Consider the following 3,048-nt stretch of genomic DNA (forward strand, 5'->3'; position numbering starts at 1 on the left):
CATGGGGTTCCTTTTGTGGGGTGGCAGGGACAATGCAGGTGTCTAAAAACGGGCGGTGACGGCGTGAGCGTTTGCAGCGTTCGAATCGCTCATGTGGGCTTGCGGTTGACCAGCACAATGCCGACCACCACCAAGCCCAATGCGGCCAGCAGGGTCGGTGAGGCGGTTTCGCCCAGCATCAGGGTGCCAAACAGCAGGGCAAACAGCGGGGTCAAAAACACGAACACCGAAATCTTGGTGGCCGGGTAGCGGCCCAGCATCCACATCCAGGCCAAGTAGCTGGCAAACGCGCCCACCACGGTTTGCGCCAGCATCGAGCCCCAGGCCATGGGGCTCCAGTCGAATGACCAGCTTTCACCCAAGGCCAAAGAAAGCCAGGGCAGCGTCAGCGCCGTGGTGCCGATTTGGTAAAGCAACAGTTTTTCAGGGGCAACGCGGGTGAGGTTGTTGGCCCGAATGCTCACGGTGGTCAGGCCCCACAGTGCACCGGCCGCCAGCCCCAGCAGGTCGCCTGCCAAACCCTCACCGGCGTGGGCGCCCATGCCCTCGCGCATGGCAAAGACCACGGCGACAAAAGCGCAAGCCAGGCCCAGCCACTGCATGGGGCGAAGGCGTTCGGATTTGACAAACAGGGGCACCAGCGCCGCCACCCAAAATGGCGCGGTGTAAAGAAACACTGTCAGGCGCGATGCCGAGGTGTGCAGCAGACCCAGATAGATGCAGGCAAATTCGGCCGCAAACAGCCCGCCCGCCAGCAGCCCGGCCCAAAGGCTGCCATCGCCCTCAAACAGGCGCACACCGCGCACGCGGCACCAAATCAACAACAGCACACTGGCACCGATGCAGCGCAGGCTGGCCTGAAACAGTGGCGCCACTTCCAACACGACGGCCTTGACCAGCACTTGTTGCAAGCCCCAAAACATGCAGCATGCCAGCAGCATGCCCACGGCCAAACCGTCCAGATTGTCTTTGCGCAAATTCATGTCGGGCATTGTGCCGTGCTCCGGCTCGGTGGCCTGTCTCCTGAGGTCATGGGGCCATGCGCACGGGTAACATGCCAACAACCTGCGCCTTGCCGCGCCCTTGCACGCGTTTGCCCATGAAAAAATTTGACAACTCAGCGATCAACGACCTGCCGTCGGGGGTGTCCCGGCGCGAGTGGCACCGCATGGCCTTGGCCCTGGCCATGGCGCCCTGGCTCACGCCTGCCGCACAGGCGCAGGCATTGACGCGCGCTGCAGGCGCTGCCGAAGGTCCGCGCTGGCAAGTCGACCCTTTCAGCCTGGGCCTGGCCAGCGGCCAACCTCAGCCGGGCAGCGTGGTGCTGTGGACGCGTCTGCGCATTGCTGAGGCCGATGCCGCGATGAGGGCACAGCCCGTGGCGGTGCTGTGCGAGGTGTTTGCCGATGCGGCCTTGCGCCAGCCCGTGCGCCAGTGGCGCGTGCAGACCGACGCGGTCCGGGCGCACAGCGTGCATGTGGTGGCGAATGGCTTGCAAGCCGGGCGCCCTTATTGGTACCGTTTTGTGTGCGGCTCTGCCAGCAGCCCGGTGGGCCGTGCCCGCACCAGCCCGGCGACCGATGACCCGGTGGATCGCCTGCGCATCGCATTGGCTTCTTGCCAGCATTACGAGCAAGGCTACTTTGCTGCCCACCGCGAAATGGCCCAGAGCGAGCTGGACTTGGTGCTGTTTGTAGGGGACTACATTTACGAAAGCTCCAACGCGCAGCACATGCTGCGCAAGCACCTGGGGGGCGTGCCCAAGTTGCTGGACGAATACCGTGACCGGCATGCGCAATACAAAACCGATGCCGATCTGCAGGCTTGCCACGCCGCGCACACCTGGGTCATGACCTGGGATGACCACGAGGTGGTGAACGATTACGCCAACGATCTGGACCGCAGTTACACCGATCCGCAGGTATTTTTGCGGCGCCGTGCTGCGGCTTACCAGGCCTATTTTGAGCACATGCCGGTGCGTTTGGGGCCCGACCCTGCCAACACCAGCCAGATGCGCATTCATGACCGCATGGCTTGGGGGCGACTGGCCGATCTCTGGACGCTCGATGGCCGTCAATACCGTGATCACCAGGCCTGCCCAGACCCGATGCGCGGTGGCGGTCGTGTCGTGGTGGGATGCGATGCCTTGGCCGACCCCTCGCGCAGCATGCTGGGCATGGCACAAGAGCGGTGGTTTTCTGAGGGGCTGACGGGCAGCACCAAACGCTGGAAGCTGGTCGCACAGTCGACCCAGATGAGTTCAAGTGGCGTCAACACGCCCTTGGGCCGCAGCGCTTTCACCGATGGCTGGGACGGTTATCCGCAAGCCCGCGCCAGACTGCTGCGGACGGTGGCCCAAGCCGGGGTGCAAAACGTGCTGTTGCTGGGCGGTGATGTGCACATGAATGTGGCCGCCCAGTTGCGCGTGCAGCCCAACGACGAGCGCTCGCCCATCGTGGCCAGCGAGGTGGTGACCACCTCGATCACGTCACGCGGGCTGTCTGAAAAATTGCTCGCCCAGATTCGCGACAGCAACCCGGACATCCTGCACGCGCGCGCCGATGAGCGCGGCTACACCTTGCTGGAGGTCAGGCCCGAGGGCATCAACGCTGAATTTCGAACCACCCCCAACCCGGCTCAGGCCGATGGGGTGTTCAAGACTCAGGCGCAGTGGGCCATCCGATCCGGCGTGGCAGGGTTACAAAAGACCTGACGCGCATGGGGCCAGCAAAAACAAACGGCGCTGGGGCATCTTGAATTCATCGGGATTGGGCGTGACTGAGTGGTTTTTTTTTGGTCGGTCAGACTAGAATCTGTTCATGAATACCAACGCACAGACGCCGCCTAAAAAGTCTTTCAAGATCCAAATGTTGGCGGCCAGGGAGACGGCCATCATTCAGTCTGTGAACCGCTTGTTGGCTGAAAAGGGTTTTGATGCCATGACGGTGGACGAAGTGGCCGCCGAAGTGGGCATTGCCAAGGCCAGCCTGTACAAGCACTTCACCAGCAAAGAAGAGTTGGCTTGTGCGGCCATGGTGATGGCCATGC

3 protein-coding genes are annotated in these 3,048 nt (G+C 62.7%); 2 read left to right on the forward strand and 1 reads right to left on the reverse strand.

What is annotated here, in order from left to right:
* Nucleotides 1-89 precede the first annotated feature (89 nt).
* A complete protein-coding gene (locus ACIQ3A_RS14685; RefSeq protein ID WP_396432467.1) occupies nt 90-983 on the reverse strand; it encodes a DMT family transporter in 894 nt (297 codons plus the stop codon).
* Between the two features lie 116 nt (nt 984-1,099).
* Here ACIQ3A_RS14685 and ACIQ3A_RS14690 point away from each other — a divergent pair, with 116 nt between their 5' ends.
* The gene (locus ACIQ3A_RS14690; RefSeq protein WP_396432468.1) at nt 1,100-2,713 is read left to right on the forward strand and encodes an alkaline phosphatase D family protein; all 1,614 of its coding nucleotides are present in this window, start codon (nt 1,100-1,102) and stop codon (nt 2,711-2,713) included.
* Nucleotides 2,714-2,819: 106 nt separating this feature from the next.
* On the forward strand, nt 2,820-3,048 hold a 229-nt coding region (locus ACIQ3A_RS14695; protein ID WP_396432469.1), incomplete at its 3' end, for a TetR/AcrR family transcriptional regulator.

Source organism: Limnohabitans sp., from assembly GCF_044361985.1.
Taxonomy (GTDB): Bacteria; Pseudomonadota; Gammaproteobacteria; order Burkholderiales; family Burkholderiaceae_C; genus Limnohabitans_A.